At 52.4% G+C, this 13,857-nt stretch carries 15 protein-coding genes; 14 read left to right on the top strand and 1 reads right to left on the bottom strand.

Annotated elements, in window-relative coordinates; all coding sequences use genetic code 11:
* Positions 1–19 precede the first annotated feature (19 nt).
* From RB297_RS25845 to RB297_RS25785, 13 genes are all read left to right on the top strand, one after another.
* A complete protein-coding gene (locus RB297_RS25845) occupies positions 20–214 on the top strand; it encodes a PLDc N-terminal domain-containing protein (RefSeq protein ID WP_015737460.1) in 195 nt (64 codons plus the stop codon).
* A complete protein-coding gene (locus tag RB297_RS25840; protein ID WP_375121779.1) occupies positions 211–1,134 on the top strand; it encodes an ABC transporter ATP-binding protein in 924 nt (307 codons plus the stop codon). Before RB297_RS25845 ends, RB297_RS25840 begins: the two co-directional genes overlap by 4 nt.
* Complete coding sequence (locus tag RB297_RS25835) at positions 1,131–1,907, top strand: hypothetical protein (RefSeq protein WP_096776965.1); 777 nt, start codon at positions 1,131–1,133, stop codon at positions 1,905–1,907. Before RB297_RS25840 ends, RB297_RS25835 begins: the two co-directional genes overlap by 4 nt.
* A 211-nt stretch (positions 1,908–2,118) precedes the next feature.
* Positions 2,119–2,499: an ATPase gene (locus RB297_RS25830; protein WP_096776966.1), complete on the top strand. Its 381-nt coding sequence runs from the start codon at positions 2,119–2,121 to the stop codon at positions 2,497–2,499.
* Positions 2,500–2,673: 174 nt separating this feature from the next.
* The gene (gene gatC / locus RB297_RS25825; RefSeq protein WP_009594109.1) at positions 2,674–2,961 is read left to right on the top strand and encodes an Asp-tRNA(Asn)/Glu-tRNA(Gln) amidotransferase subunit GatC; all 288 of its coding nucleotides are present in this window, start codon (positions 2,674–2,676) and stop codon (positions 2,959–2,961) included.
* 20 nt (positions 2,962–2,981) lie between these two features.
* Positions 2,982–4,439, top strand: coding sequence for an Asp-tRNA(Asn)/Glu-tRNA(Gln) amidotransferase subunit GatA (gene gatA, locus RB297_RS25820; RefSeq protein WP_009594131.1), 1,458 nt, complete (start codon positions 2,982–2,984; stop codon positions 4,437–4,439).
* Positions 4,440–4,469: 30 nt separating this feature from the next.
* Positions 4,470–5,909: an Asp-tRNA(Asn)/Glu-tRNA(Gln) amidotransferase subunit GatB gene (gatB, locus tag RB297_RS25815; RefSeq protein WP_192570574.1), complete on the top strand. Its 1,440-nt coding sequence runs from the start codon at positions 4,470–4,472 to the stop codon at positions 5,907–5,909.
* 216 nt (positions 5,910–6,125) lie between these two features.
* Complete coding sequence (locus RB297_RS25810; protein ID WP_096776969.1) at positions 6,126–6,584, top strand: GNAT family N-acetyltransferase; 459 nt, start codon at positions 6,126–6,128, stop codon at positions 6,582–6,584.
* A gap of 48 nt (positions 6,585–6,632) precedes the next feature.
* Positions 6,633–7,346: an MgtC/SapB family protein gene (locus RB297_RS25805; RefSeq protein ID WP_375121778.1), complete on the top strand. Its 714-nt coding sequence runs from the start codon at positions 6,633–6,635 to the stop codon at positions 7,344–7,346.
* Between the two features lie 196 nt (positions 7,347–7,542).
* Positions 7,543–8,160, top strand: a complete 618-nt coding sequence (locus RB297_RS25800; RefSeq protein WP_375121777.1) for a hypothetical protein — start codon at positions 7,543–7,545, stop codon at positions 8,158–8,160.
* A 57-nt stretch (positions 8,161–8,217) separates the two neighbouring features.
* A complete protein-coding gene (locus RB297_RS25795) occupies positions 8,218–9,537 on the top strand; it encodes a DUF4097 family beta strand repeat-containing protein (RefSeq protein ID WP_375121776.1) in 1,320 nt (439 codons plus the stop codon).
* A gap of 87 nt (positions 9,538–9,624) precedes the next feature.
* Positions 9,625–10,044, top strand: a complete 420-nt coding sequence (gene perR / locus RB297_RS25790; RefSeq protein ID WP_009594041.1) for a peroxide-responsive transcriptional repressor PerR — start codon at positions 9,625–9,627, stop codon at positions 10,042–10,044.
* Between the two features lie 188 nt (positions 10,045–10,232).
* On the top strand, positions 10,233–11,882 hold the full coding sequence (locus RB297_RS25785; RefSeq protein WP_375121834.1) for a glycosyl hydrolase family 18 protein: 1,650 nt from the start codon (positions 10,233–10,235) through the stop codon (positions 11,880–11,882).
* Between the two features lie 130 nt (positions 11,883–12,012).
* Here the strand turns inward: RB297_RS25785 and RB297_RS25780 are convergent, their stop codons facing one another.
* Complete coding sequence (locus RB297_RS25780; RefSeq protein WP_009594056.1) at positions 12,013–12,378, bottom strand: YgzB family protein; 366 nt, start codon at positions 12,376–12,378, stop codon at positions 12,013–12,015.
* Between the two features lie 185 nt (positions 12,379–12,563).
* Between RB297_RS25780 and RB297_RS25775 the strand changes: the two genes are divergently transcribed.
* Positions 12,564–13,445, top strand: coding sequence for a nucleotidyltransferase-like protein (locus tag RB297_RS25775; RefSeq protein ID WP_375121775.1), 882 nt, complete (start codon positions 12,564–12,566; stop codon positions 13,443–13,445).
* The last annotated feature ends 412 nt before the right edge of the window (positions 13,446–13,857 follow it).

The following is a 13,857-nucleotide window of genomic DNA, read 5'->3' as shown; positions in this document are numbered from 1 at the left end:
TGGAACATGGGGGATTGTTATGGATATTAACTGGGGATTGATCTGGCCGATTCTTGCACTGCAAGCGATTCTTGCGGTCACGGGTCTTATATCTTTGTTTCGGGCAGAGCCGGCAAACATACGTGGGCCGAGATGGATGTGGGTGTTGATTATATTGCTGGGTAACATTCTTGGCAGCATTGCTTATTTTATTGCGGGGAGGCGAGAGGCTTGACGGAGAAACTTCTTAGCATTCACGAACTGACCAAAAGCATCGGAAGCATCATGCCGGTTAAAGGCATCTCGTTTGAATTGAAGCGCGGAGGCTGTACGGCACTGCTGGGACCGAACGGCGCAGGGAAGACGACAACGCTGCGAATGCTGGCAGGATTGATTCCTCCGACCCGGGGCGAGATCCGATATGGATCGGGAGATGGCCATACGGACAGTTGGCGTCGCCGGATTGGTTACTTGCCGCAGTATCCGAAGTTTTATGGCTGGATGTCAGGTATGGAATATTTGTCGTTTAGCGCCAAGCTGTCGGGATTATCCGGAAAAGAGGCCCTTCGGCGAAGTCGGGAAGTGATCGAGATGGTGGGCCTGCAGCAGGCTGCCAAACGCCGGATATCCGGTTATTCCGGCGGAATGAAGCAGCGGCTTGGCATCGCACAGGCGCTTGTGCACGAGCCGGAGCTGATCATGCTGGACGAGCCGGTATCGGCGCTGGACCCGATCGGACGCCGGGAGGTTATGGACCTGCTCGACCGCCTGCGGGGGGAAGTCACCGTCCTGTTCTCGACCCATGTGCTTCATGATGCGGAGGAAATTTGCGATGACATGATACTGATGGTAGACGGGGAGATTGCGGAGAAGGGCGCGCTTAGCGAACTACGCACGAAATACCGCCAGCCGGTCTTATCGATTGATGTTGAACCGGGGGAGCGGGAAGTTGCTTGGCTCGACAGTCTCGCGAACCGTCCTTATGTGCAAGAGATCGAGCTCGGCAAACGCGGCGCCAAGCTGATGGTGACGGATATGGAGGTGGCGCGTGCCGCTTTGATCCAAGAGCTTGCCGACGGCGGAATCGAGCTGCTTCGTTTTGAAGCCGGCACGTCTACGCTCGAGGATATGTTTATGAAGGTGGTGGGCTCATGAAGCCGTTCTGGATCTATTATCAAAAAGAGATGCTTGAGTCCGGCCGGACCTATAAATGGATTTGGGTCCCCGCCGTTTTTCTGCTGCTTGGCATTATGCAGCCGGTATCGACCTATTATTTGCCGGAAATCCTGACCATGGCCGGAGAAGTGCCGCCGGAAGCGGCGGCGTTATTTACCGTCCCGTCCGCCGAGAGCGTGATGGCGTCAGCCTTAAGCCAGTTCAGCGTCATCGGCCTGCTGGTGCTTGTGCTTGCGGGGATGAACACGGTAGCTGGGGAAAGGGCCACCGGCACGGCTGAGCTTGTTCTTGCCCGCTCGGTATCCACGATTCCCATGATGGCTGCCAAATGGGCCGCCATGATGACTTTGGTAGCCGCATCCTTTGCGCTTGGGCTTGGCGGCGCAGCGTATTATACGCATCTGCTCATCGGTCCCTTGGAATGGGGAGCGGTGGCCAGCGGCGGGGGATTGTATGTCGTATGGCTGGCTTGGATCGTAACGCTTGCCCTGCCGCTCGGCGCCGTCCTCCGCGGCCCTGCCGCTGCTTTCATCAGCTTGGCGGTGGCCGGCGCGCTTTCGCTCTTGTCCGGTTTGCTGCCCTCCCGCCTTCAATGGAACCCGGGCCGATTAAGCAGCATGGCCGCGGAGCGGATTGTCGGCGAAGTGAGCAGCGTCTGGTCTCCGATCATCGTGGCGATACTGCTCATGGTGCTGTCGATTATCGTTGCCGCGAGGCTGCTCAGACGGAGCCCATTGTCCCCGCAATCCTAGTTTCCATGGGAGATTCAGGTTTTATCTGAATCACATGGACATCTCTATCTTTTTTTAGTAGACTATGAAGATAAGAAAACGGCAATCGACTTACTTTTCGGAAGACAGACCGCATATAGCGGAAGTTTTCTTGGGAAATAAGGATGATTAGCCATAGAAGTTTATACTTTCTTATCGTTTGAAAAAGGATAGACAACTCAGGAGGTAGACGATGCTGCGTTTAGGGGAAAAGATCACAATCGTTGCGGATGCCTTTGAGCAGAATCTTCCAATCGGTCAATACGGCTATATCATCGCGTATGACCGAAATCCGGACAATGCGTTCGATTACGTCATTCGGATTCCGAGCCTCAACCGTAATTTTTTTGTTCCGGCGGATGATGTAGAGCTGGAATCAATCGTGTTGAAACAGGAAGCCGAGCGGGTCGAGCGGGAAGCGCTCATCGATTTCGCCCTGTCGACATATAATGAGAAGCTGTTTCGTCAAGTGATGAACGGCGAGATGGAAAGTGTTGAAGAGGAAGAGGAAACCAAGGAAGCAATGTCCCAGGCGGACTTCATCAAACAGGTGAATCTTCGCGCTTGGATCTAGGAGAGTCGGCTGAGGCCGACTCTTTTTTGAAGTGACGGGCAAGCAGTTCCTGAGAGCTCCGCGCTTCAAGCCATTGGATTGAATCTTCCATGCTTCTACAATATAATGAGAAAAGTTATCGAGACAGACTTTACCCCTTTAACTGGATGGGGGCATGAAGGAGGACGCAAAGCCATGAGCATTACCGATAAGGATGTTCAGCATGTAGCGAAGCTGGCCCGATTAAATTTGACGCCTGAAGAAGAGCAGATGTTTACCGGCCAACTGAATGCGATTTTACAATATGCCGAGAAATTAAACGAATTGGATACGGACGGCGTTGAGCCGACTACGCACGTGCTGCACCTCAGCAATGTCATGCGGGAAGACGAAGTGCGCGAGAGCCTGCCGATCGAGAAAGTGCTGCTCAACGCACCGGATGAAGAAGACGATCAAATTAAAGTACCTGCTGTTTTGGAATAGCCTGGAGGGAGGATACACACTTGAGTCTGTTTGATTACAAGTTATCGGAGATACATAATAAGCTGCAGAATAAGGAGCTTTCCGTAACCGATCTGGTCGACCAAGCGTTTACCCGTATTTCCGAACGTGAGGATCGGGTAAAGGCATTTATTACGCTGGACGAGGAAGGCGCGCGTACATCGGCCAAGGCTTTGGACGACAAGCTGGCTGCTGGGGAGACGCGCGGACTGTTGTTCGGACTTCCTGTCGGAATTAAGGACAATATCGTAACGGAAGGGCTTCGCACCACATGCGCAAGTCAGTTTCTGTCTAACTTCACGCCGGTTTACGATGCGACGGTTGTCGGCAAATTGCGCGCGGCGGACACCGTAACGATCGGTAAGCTGAACATGGATGAATTTGCAATGGGAGGCTCCAATGAGAACTCCAGCTTTTATCCCGTGCGCAACCCCTGGGACCTGGACCGGGTACCAGGCGGATCGAGCGGCGGCTCGGCTGCGGCCGTAGCTGCCGGCGAAGCTTACTTCGCGCTGGGCTCGGATACCGGCGGCTCCATTCGGCAGCCGGCTTCTTATTGCGGCGTCGTGGGACTTAAGCCGACCTACGGACTCGTATCCCGGTTTGGCCTTGTCGCCTTCGCTTCATCGCTGGACCAGATCGGGCCTTTGACGAAAAACGTAGAAGATTCTGCCTATGTCCTGCAAGCCATCGCCGGTTATGACCCGATGGATTCGACATCCGCCAAAGTGGACGTGCCCGACTATCTGAGCGCATTGTCCGGAGACGTTGCCGGTCTGCGCATCGCCGTGCCTAAAGAATATCTGGGCGAGGGCGTTGATGCCGAAGTGAAGGAAACCGTCCTGAATGCGCTGAAGGTGCTTGAATCGCTGGGCGCTACCTGGGACGAAGTTTCCCTGCCGCATACCGATTATGCGGTCGCTACGTATTATCTGCTTGCTTCTTCGGAGGCTTCCTCGAATCTGGCCCGCTTTGACGGCGTGCGTTACGGCGTTCGTTCCGACAATGCAGGCAGCCTGATCGATCTGTATCACGAATCCCGCAGCCAAGGCTTCGGGGATGAGGTGAAACGCCGCATCATGCTGGGGACTTACGCGCTCAGCTCGGGCTATTACGATGCCTATTATTTGAAGGCGCAGAAAGCCCGCACCCTCATCAAGCAGGACTTCGATAAAGTATTCGAGCAATATGATGTCATCATCGGACCTACGGCTCCGACTACGGCCTTCAAGCTGGGGACGCAAGTCGATGATCCGCTGACGATGTATTTGAACGATATCCTGACGATTCCTGTCAGCCTGGCGGGAGTGCCGGCAGTAAGCGTCCCTTGCGGATTCGCGGACGGACTGCCCGTAGGAATGCAAATTATCGGGAAAGCTTTTGATGAGTCGACCGTGCTGCGCGTCGCGCATGCCTACGAGCAAAATACAGATCATCATAAACGGCGCCCTGAACTGTAAACCGGCGGCAGAGAAGGAGGGAAACAATCGATGTCTACATCTAAATATGAAACGGTTATCGGATTGGAAGTTCACGTAGAGCTGCATACCCATTCCAAAATTTTTTGCGGCTGCTCCACTGCGTTCGGAGCTCCGCCGAACACGCATACATGTCCCATCTGCCTTGGCCATCCCGGCGTTCTGCCCGTATTGAACCGCCAGGCTGTGGAATATGCCATAAAGGCTGCCATGGCGCTGAACTGCACCATCGGCGATGTCAGCAAATTCGACCGCAAAAACTATTTCTACCCGGATTCCCCGAAAGCATACCAGATTTCCCAGTACGATCAGCCGATCGGCGAAAACGGCTGGATCGATATTGAGGTGGACGGGAAGACGAAGCGGATCGGCATTACCCGCCTGCACCTGGAGGAAGATGCCGGCAAGCTCACGCATGTCGACGGAGGTTATGCATCGCTGGTCGACTTTAACCGGGTCGGAACGCCGCTCGTTGAGATCGTGTCCGAACCGGAGATCTCAACGCCGGAGGAAGCCAAGGCTTACTTGGAGAAAATGCGCGCGATTATGCAGTATTGCGACGTATCCGACGTGAAGATGGAAGAGGGCTCGCTTCGCTGCGACGCCAACATCAGCCTTCGTCCATGGGGACAGAAGGAATTCGGAACGAAAGCCGAGCTGAAGAACATGAACTCCTTCCGCGGCGTGCAGCGCGGATTGGAATATGAGCAGTTCCGTCAAGCGGAAATCCTTGATGAAGGCGGCGTGATCGTACAGGAAACGCGGCGCTGGGACGAAGCCCAGGCAAAGACCTTCTCCATGCGAGGCAAGGAGCAGGCGCACGACTACCGCTATTTCCCGGACCCGGATCTGGTATCGGTGCATATCAGCGAAGAGTGGAAAGAGGCGGTTCGCGCGACGATCCCCGAGCTTCCGGATGCTCGCAAGGCCCGCTATGCTTCCGAGTACGGCCTGCCGGACTATGATGCTGCGGTCATTACGTCATCCAAGCTGCTCGCCGACTTTTTTGAGGACAGCTTGAACTACACGAAGGATGCCAAATCCGTATCCAACTGGATCATGGGCGATCTGCTGGGTTATTTGAACTCGAACAATCTGGAGCTGTCTGAAGTGAAGATTACGGGTCAAGGCTTGGGCGAGATGATCGGCTTGATCGAAAAGGGGACCATCAGCAGCAAAATCGCGAAAACCGTCTTTAAGGAGATGCTGGAAAGCGGCAAGCTGCCTGCGCAAATCGTTGAGGAAAAAGGACTTGTCCAAATCAGCGATGAAGGTGCGATCAAGGGCATCGTCGAGCAGGTGGTCGCGAACAATCCGCAATCCGTGGAGGATTACAAGGCAGGCAAACAGAAGGCGATCGGCTTCCTGGTTGGTCAAGTGATGAAAGAGAGCAAAGGGAAAGCCAACCCGGCCCTCGCCAACAAACTGCTGGTTGAGGTGCTGAACGGATAATTAAACGATCCGGGGTTTCCTCGAATCATGTTTTTAGAAGATGTGGAGCTTGTCCCGAAATCGGGGCAAGTTCCTTTTTAAGATATCAGAAAGTATGAACTTCGGAGGGGCTGCAGCCTGATATCGCCAGAAAAGATACCGTTAAACGCGGTCTGTCTTCTTTGAGAGCACGCCGATGATTTTTTTCTTACAATAACTCGGTTAGGGGATGAACAGATGATTAAGGAACTATCCTTGGAGGATCGGGATACCGTGCAGCAGATATGGAGCCTGCAGCACATGGCGTACCCTTTGGAAGCCGAATTGATCGGATTCTCCGAAATTCCTCCGCTGCTGGACACCTTTGAGACGATCCGTGCGAGCGGGGAAACCTTTTTTGGTTATATAAATGAAGAAGGGGATCTCATCGGAGCCATAGCGGTGGAGCCCGAAGAGGATCAGGTTACCATATCGCGGATGATGGTCCATCCCGGTCATTTTCGCAAGGGTATTGCGGGGAGTTTAATTCGCCATGTATTGGAATGCTACAAGGAGGCGCCGATGTTCACGGTCTCGACAGGGACGCGCAATACGCCGGCGGTGACCTTGTACGAGAAATTCGGGTTCGTGAGGGACCATGCATTCGAGGTTGCTCCGGGCGTGGAATTGACCGAGTTCCATCTTCATCAACAATGAATGATATCGCATATTCGACAGACGTGACGTGAGGGGAGTATCGTTCTTTTGACTAATCCTTGGGTGATAGATAATGTATCCATATTATTACGATTGCTGCTGGCTATGCTGCTTGGCGGCTTGATCGGTTTTGAACGGGAGCGTTCCAACCATGCTGCAGGACTTCGCACGCATATATTGGTATGCTTGGGTTCTACACTTATTATGCTGTTATCCATTTACGGTTTCTCCGATTTCGTAGACGAGATTAACGTTCGGATTGACCCTGCGCGCTTGGCCACGGCCGTCATTACAGGGATCGGTTTCCTGGGCGCCGGCACCATTTTGTTTACAGGCAAATCCATTACCGGATTAACGACCGCCGCGTCCATCTGGGTTGTGGGCGCCGTGGGGCTTGCCGTAGGGGCCGGGTTTTATTTTGCGTCGATTGTATCCACGGTGCTGATCCTTCTGAACCTGGTGGTCTTTAATAAACTGGAGCAGCGGTACATCCGCGGCAGCAAACTGCATTTGATCACCCTGCATGCGGCGAATACGCCGAATATTTTGGATGACATATCGGCGGTTCTGGAGGAGCAGGAATTCGTGATCAAGAAGCTCGTCGTAAACGAGCGGAGCAATGCGGCATACGGGGAATTGCAGCCTGCGGTACTAGGACTCGAAATTTCGCTGCAAGTCTTGACCGACCGTAAATTCGAACCGATGGAGATTACCCGGCAATTGCGGGGAATCGGCCACGTAACGATGGTAACGGCTGAATAACCGGCTTCCATCATCATAACCAAACGGCATCTGCTGAATTACCGGCAGGGCCGTTTTTTTGTAGGCTTATCAGCTTCTCCTGAACGGCCTATCCAGTTTTTTGCCAGTTACTTCGGCTTGGCATTGGGGTACTATCAAAGAAAAACATCGGTAAACAACGCCAGTCCCTTGATGTATGGAAGGAGGCGAGAAGGTTATGAATCCAACCACCGAAACGCAATCCGCAGTCCGTAAGAAAAAAAGGCGCTCGATTCGGATGAAGCGGCATCCCGGACTTCAGCGAAAAAGACGGAAACTCTACGCGCTTTTATTAGCCGCTCTCATTCCAGGTTTGGGTCATCTGTACCTCGGCATGTACCGTAAGGGAATCACGTTCATCATGCTGCTGCTGCTGGATATATCGGCGCTTCTATATTTCTCTTCCATCGGCATGCAGATCAACGTTCCGCTGCTTGTCGTGCTGGGGCTTCTGATTCCGGTCGGTTATTTCTATAACGTGTATGACGTGCTGCAGGCAGCCGAATATATTATTTCCCGAAAAAGACGCGGCGAGGCAGCCGCTGCTTCCGGAGGTGACGGAAGAGGGAACGGGGCTAATCATCTGTTCCGCGGCGAACGGGGAATCGCCTTTGGCTTGATGCTGGTTGTTACCGGGTCCCTGCTCATTTTGTTTCACCAGAAGCCGCCTTGGCTGCAGCAGGGGATTCGCGACTACGGTGCGGAGGCCTCCGCCGTCGTGCTCATCGTTGTCGGGATTTGGGCCGGGATCCGGGAAGCTCTCAGGCATCATAAAGACAAGAGAAAATCCCTATAGTACACGTACAGCGGCACTTGGGTGAAAGCCGCGTAATCAGACGAGGGGAGGAGACGGATGAAACACAAAATCAGAGTTGGGCGATATACGGCCGCCTTGCTGCTTGTCAGTACGGGCGCTTTGCTGCTGCTTGACGAGTGGAGAGGGACGGATTATATATTCATGCTCCAGCGTTGGTGGCCGCTGCTGTTTATCCTGCTCGGCGTTGAATATATAGTCAGGTATACGCTTTCCCGCGCCCTGGGCCGGCGCAGGGAATTTCGGTTTCGGCCGGATATTCGGGGAATTCTTCTGGCAGTCGCCGTTACGGCGTCCGTATTCGTGATTTCCCAGCAGGAGCATTTCCTTCATCTCTGGAACCGGGTGAGCCTGAATTTGACGGCAGCGGGCGTGGATTACAGCGAAGCGGAAGATAACCGGTTCCAGAAGCCGGCACTGGATATACCGGTGGAGCTCGACACCGAGAAGATCATCGTCGATCACTTGAACGGAGATATCTCCATCACGCGGCAGGATGTCGACGATATCCGGGTCGAAGCGGTAGTGTGGGTCGACCGAGAGCAGCCCGGTGTAGCGGAGGCGATCGCCGAGCAGTCGACGATCGAGGTCGGGGAAGGCAAGACGATCACGATTCGGTCCAAGGGAAAAGCCTATGGAGAATCGGGTAAACGGCAGCCCCGAATGAATTTGAATATCGCGGTCCCGGATGATCGACGGTTCAATTTTGAGATACGGACGATGAACGGAGCGATTACCTTAAACCGCGTGGAGGCGATTGAGAATATTTTGCTGGAGAGCGGGAATGGACCCATCACGATGGATCGGGTCTACGGGAATGTCACAGGCAAAACGCTGAACGGCGAAACGACCGCGCGCGGCGTTATCGGTAATATTAAAATGTCCACCAACCGCGGGAATATGCTGGCCGTCGACATCACGGGCGAGACCGACTTGACCACGCAAGTAGGAAACATGACGGTCAAACGAACGACGGATCATATCCGGGTCCAGACGAGGAACGGCAATATTCTGATCAGCGGCGCGGAGTCGCAATTAAGCGCCGAGTCCCTTAATGGCGGAGTAGCCATTCGTTCCCCTCGGATCGGAGGCGATTGGAATGTATATAGCGCGGTTGGAGAGATGAATCTTCACGTTCCTCTCGAGGGCGATTACAAGCTTGAAGGGACGATTAGTTACGGAAGAATTTTGACCACGCTGCCTAATCTTAAGATCGAGCAGAAAACCATTTCCGGGGAATCCGGCACCGGCGAGCATTCCATTCGCATTGAAGGCAACAGTAACCTGAACATTTACCGGAGCTACCCGGAACAGGAGGAAGGCCGGAACAGCGGGGGCTGGACGCCTCTGCCGGATTGACAACAATCCAAGAAACGCCGTACAATAAAGCGTAAGAGCGATCTAAGCTTTGTAAAAACCAGTTAAACTTGAAGGCGGTGGGCAACCATGGGAACGTCCGTGCAGCATGCGCTGGAACAACTGAAAACGACCGGTGTCCGAATCACGCCGCAACGTCATGCGATTTTAACGTATTTGGTGGAATCTATGGGCCATCCGACAGCGGATGATATTTATCGGGCTCTGGAACCTAATTTTCCTAGTATGAGCGTAGCCACAGTATATAACAATTTAAAAATGTTTATTGAAGCCGGCATGGTGCGTGAGCTGACGTACGGAGACAATTCGAGTCGCTTTGACGCCAACGTCTCCGACCATCATCATGTCATCTGTCAAAGTTGCGGCAAAATCGAAGATTTCAGCTATCCGTCCCTCGAAGATGTGGGAGTGCAGGCTGAGAAAAGCACCGGATTTGAAGTAAAGGGACTGAGAATGGAGCTGTATGGGCTCTGCAAGTCCTGTCAATAGACGCCGGTTGTTATAGATGATGAACGTGCGGAATGAACCATTCCACACGTTTTTATTTTTAAGGGCTTATTTTTTCGCGACGGCATTGGGGCAATTTGGCGAAAGTGAAATGGGGGAGCAGTTTGGCAAGAAGAAGATATCGGGGAAAAAAGAGGCGTACAAACAGAAGCTCTTTTTATCTGGGGCTGATGCTGATTGCGGCGGGGGTCTGGTGGGTTGTCACCACGTTGTTTCCGAACCAGACCTATACCGTACCGGACTGGCGCGGAATGGACAAGCCGATTTTCGTTCAGGGCGAATTGAAGGAGCATCCTGCTCTGGGGTCTGGCGAAGAGCTGCTGCTGCCGATCACGGTGATTCAGGAGAACGTGGATGCCGACATCCGTTACGAGCAGGAAACGGAATCGATTATTATCACGACTTCCGAATCGGTTTTTCGCATGAAGATGGATAGCACGAAGGGGGAACTGAACGGCAAAACGGTGACCCTGCCTTATGCGCCTGAACTGGTTAACGGCATTGCTTACGTTCCGCTGAAGCCGCTCAAACAGCATTATGGGGTGGCCGTTCACGAAGACTCGGCAACAGGCGCGGTCATTTTGATGCGCGCCGGGGATGCGATTCAGCTTGCGAAGGCGGCTCCCGGTAAACCTGAGGACACCGTGGCTCTGCGCGAGAGCGGGGAGAAGAAGTCCCCGATCGTACTGGACATGCCGGCTAGCGAGCGGCTTCGGGTATGGCGCGAAGAGGAGGGATGGTTATTCGTTCAGGCGTATAACGGGTATACGGGATATGTTCTTAAAGAGCAGATCGAGCTTGGGGAACTGAAAGAAATTCCGGCTCTGAAGCAGACCCCTTCGCGGGCTGAGCAGGAATGGAAGGACAAGTCGGTCAACCTGGTATGGGAAGCCGTTTACACCAAGAATCCAAGCACGGATAGCATTGGCGAACTGCCCGGGGTCAACGTGGTCAGTCCGACCTGGTTCAGCATCGTGGACGGAGAAGGAACGGTCAAGTCCAAAGCGGTTAAGCAGTATGTGAGTTGGGCGCATAACAGGAACAAGGAAGTTTGGGGTCTTATGGACAACAGCTTCGACCCTGACCTGACGACCGAAGCGCTGTCTACGTTCGATAGAAGATCCCATATCATCGAACAGATGCTGGCTTATGCCAAGCAATACAATCTTGACGGTATCAATATCGACTTTGAAAATGTCTACACCAAGGATAAAGATCATGTCGTACAATTCGTGCGGGAAATGAAGCCGCTGGCCAAAGCCAGAGGTTTGATTGTGTCCATCGACGTTACGCCCAAATCGAACAGCGAGATGTGGTCGCTCTTTCTCGACCGGAAACGACTTGGCGAAACCGTTGATTACATGATGGTGATGGCCTACGACGAGCACTGGGCCACCAGTCCGAAAGCGGGATCGGTCTCCTCATTGCCATGGGCAGAGCAGTCGGTAAGGCGAATCCTGGAAGAGGATGCAGTACCGCCATCCAAGCTGGTGTTGGGCGTACCGTTATATACAAGAGTCTGGACGGAAACGAGCGAAGCGGGAGAGACGAAGGTTTCCTCCAAAGCGATTGGTATGGAGAAGCTGCAAGCCCTGCTGAAGGAGCAGAAGGTGAAAGGCTCGCTGGATGCCGGGACCGGACAGAATTATGTCCAATTCACGGAGGGAGAGTCCATTAAGAAGATATGGATGGAAGACGGCACTTCATTGCAATCCCGGGTCAAAATGGCCAAAAAGCTGGAGCTTGGCGGCATTGCTTCCTGGAATCGAAGCTTTGCCGTCCCGGAAACCTGGCATGTTCTTAAGACGATACACGATTAGGAATCCATGAACTTATCATTCTTATCCTAAACACAAAGAACCCGGTTATCCTCGCGATAACCGGGTTCTTTGTGTTTATTCGTCTTAAGCGTTGCGAATCCTACATATAGGCAGGTTCTGCAAATCCTTGTCAGGATTTGATCTGCTGGGCTTCAAGCTCTTCTGCTGTGATGTTGGCTTGGCTTGGATCCAGCGTCAAAATCGTATGGCAGAACATGCAGCGGTCGGTTTTGCCCAGCATTTTGGTCAGTTTATTGCATTCCGGACACTGGATTTGGACGGCGCTCGTGGACAGCATGCCTGCCCAAAAGTAAATGCCGAGACTTCCCAGCATCATAATCAGGCCAAACACCAATCCGATACCGGCAAATATTTTGCCTGCTTGTCCAAAGAATACGATACCGGCCGTGCCAAGCACCATAAGGCCCATGCCGAGCATTGTCAGCAGCAATCCCCATGTGCGGAAGGCGTTGATTTTTGCATTCTTAAAGATCATGCTCGAAAACTCCTGTCCATTCAAATAGTTGTTTATGGAATAAGGCGAAACAAGAAATGAAATCTTGAATTCCGTTTGTCATCTTATAAGATCTTATCTCCTAAAAGAAGGAACTTACATGGACATGTAGAATTACATTATAACTGAAATGGCTGAAATTCGCCAAGGAATGTATGGAGGGAAACGTGGAATTAACCAACTTTTCTTTTTATTATGGAAATACGGTTGATGAGGAAGCTGTAGGAGCGATAGCATACCGTAATTCGGACAAAATGCAGCGAGGATCACTAGTTCACGATTTTGAGGTCAATATTGTTGTCGTGTATGACGGAACGCCTGATGAGCCTCCCATCCAGCATTCTATCGTAGGCGGGGAACGCTGTCAGGTGTTAAGCATCGACTTGGACGAATTGCATCGGGAGCTACTGAGGGGCACGCACAAAGTATTGATCAAATGCCTCCTGGAAGGGGATGTCATAAAAGACAATCAAGATCGCCTTTCCAATCTGCGGCGAGATTTCCTCAGGTTCGCAGAACCGTTCCGGGAGCAAAAATTGTTTATAGGCTTTGCCCACTTCCTGCAAAAGTACATGGATGCCAAGATGCTTTTGAAGGAGGAGCGGGTGCTGGATGCTTACCATACTCTATTGGAAGGTCTGCACCATTGGGGCGAGCTGGAGCTGATCGAGCGGGGGATTCATCCGGAATCGGCGGTCTGGGAGCAGATTACAGGATTAAACACGCCTGTACGCAAGTTATATGAAGAGCTTACGGTCAGCACGGAAACGCTGGGACAACGGGTAGAGCTGGCCTTGCTTGCCTATGAATTCTCCATGATATCCAAGCTGGAGAGCTCTTCGGCGCTAGTGCTCCGCATATTAAGAAGCCGTCGGAATCCTTGGACGATACAGGAGCTGGTGCTCCACCCTGAGCTGGCACCAGTATGCAAGGAGCTGCCGATCGTGATGCGCCAATTGGTGTATCGGTCGCTGGTGAAGGAAGTTCCGTTATGGAGGGAATCCAGATCCTACGGGTCTGAAGCCATCCGGTACTACACCGACTTATGAGGAAGGACGGGAGTCCTTCTTTTTTTTGTGCAGAAGAAGTTAATCTAACGTTTATGAAACCGCGTCTCAGGAAACAGTATCTAACGAGAGTGACATCAAGATAGGGGGAAGGCTTAGCGAATAATGTGTCGATTACTTTGTTACATGAAGTCGAAAAATAATTTGCCGAATCATGTTGACGAGCCAGCTGTTTCTGTGATACATTATAACTCGCCCCTTCGAAAGGGACTTTGATAATTCGGTTAAGAAGATGTCGAATTAAAAAGTTTTCAAAAAAAAGTTCTTGACGAAATGATGGGCAGCATGATATATTATAAAGGTCGCCGCTGAAAATGAGTTTTCGGCGAAAGACAAAGAAGTTGATCTTTGAAAACTGAACAACGAGTGAGTAAAACGAACCACTTCGGTGGGG

Source organism: Paenibacillus sp. CR_12, from assembly GCF_041953985.1.
Classification (GTDB): Bacteria; Bacillota; Bacilli; order Paenibacillales; family Paenibacillaceae; genus Paenibacillus_AQ; species Paenibacillus_AQ lautus_A.
This window is presented reverse-complemented; position numbering and strand designations above follow the sequence as displayed.